Origin of the sequence: Rhizobium mayense (genome assembly GCF_030272705.1) — a bacterium.
Lineage (GTDB): Bacteria > Pseudomonadota > Alphaproteobacteria > Rhizobiales > Rhizobiaceae > Rhizobium > Rhizobium mayense.
This window is the reverse complement of record NZ_JARFYM010000100.1, coordinates 1-1,056: the sequence shown is the minus strand read 5'-3', so window position 1 is coordinate 1,056 and position 1,056 is coordinate 1. Positions and strand designations below refer to the sequence as shown.

The window sequence follows — 1,056 nt, the reverse complement described above, 5'->3', positions numbered from 1 at the left end:
GATGGAAGACCGCCGGACCCAAGGGACACCAAGCCCGTGGGAGAGCCCGGGTCTCCATCTACCGTTCCATCGAACCCGAACAGTCGCCAGGGCCGCAGACGAAGCCCGCTTAGGCAAGGATGGGAAAAGATGGATCATGATGAAGCGCAGGTCATTGTCGGTATCGACGTTTCGAAGGATCGGCTGGATGTGGCGGTCCTGCCGTCAGGCGAGGCCTTTGCTGTCGGCAACGATCATGCAGGGATCGACAGGCTCGTCGGCCGGCTGCGTCTGCTAGACCCACATGTGGTGGCGCTGGAGGCGACCGGCGGCTTCGAGCTGCTATCGGCGGCGACGCTGTCTTCGGCGGGTTTTACGGTGATGATCGTCAATCCGGCACAGGTGCGCTCCTATGCCCAGGCTCTGGGAAGGAGGGCCAAGACCGATCCGATCGACGCTGCCGTCATCGCCGCCTTCGTGGCAGCGACGAAACCGCAGATCCGGCCGCTGCGCGATGGTGAGACACAGGCTTTGTCCGAGCTGGTGGCCCGAAGGCGGCAGATCGTGCAGATGATCGTCGCCGAAGAGAACCGCGAACGCATGGCCTTGGCCAAACAGGCGCACAGGAGCATCAAGCGGTTGCTGGCAGCCTTGCGGCGGGAACTGGATAGTCTCGATGCCGATAGGACGACCATATCCGCAAGTCGCCGGTCTGGCGGGTCCGCGAGGCGTTGCTGACTTCGGTGCCGGGGGTGGGATCGACCACGGCACGTACGTTATTGGCCGAGATGCCGGAACTGGGCAGGCTCGACCGCCGCCAGATCGCCTCGCTGGCCGGGCTTGCGCCGTGGACACGACAATCGGGCCGATGGAAAGGCAAGAGCTTCATCGGCGGCGGCAGAGGCAAGGTGCGAGCCGTCCTCTTCATGGCAGCCCTCGTCGCCAGTCGTCATAACCCTGCCCTCAAGGCCTTCCGTGACAAACTGGTCGCTGCCGGCAAGCCAAAGATCGTTGCTATCGTCGCCACCATGCGAAAGCTGCTAACCATCCTCAATGCCATCATCCGGGATCAAAAAC

Annotated in this window: 1 pseudogene; it reads left to right on the top strand. The window is 63.2% G+C overall.

Features of this window, described 5'->3' with window-relative positions:
* Positions 1-129: 129 nt before the first annotated feature.
* Positions 130-1,056 (top strand): annotated as a pseudogene (locus PY649_RS34755) (IS110 family RNA-guided transposase); the annotation flags it as partial.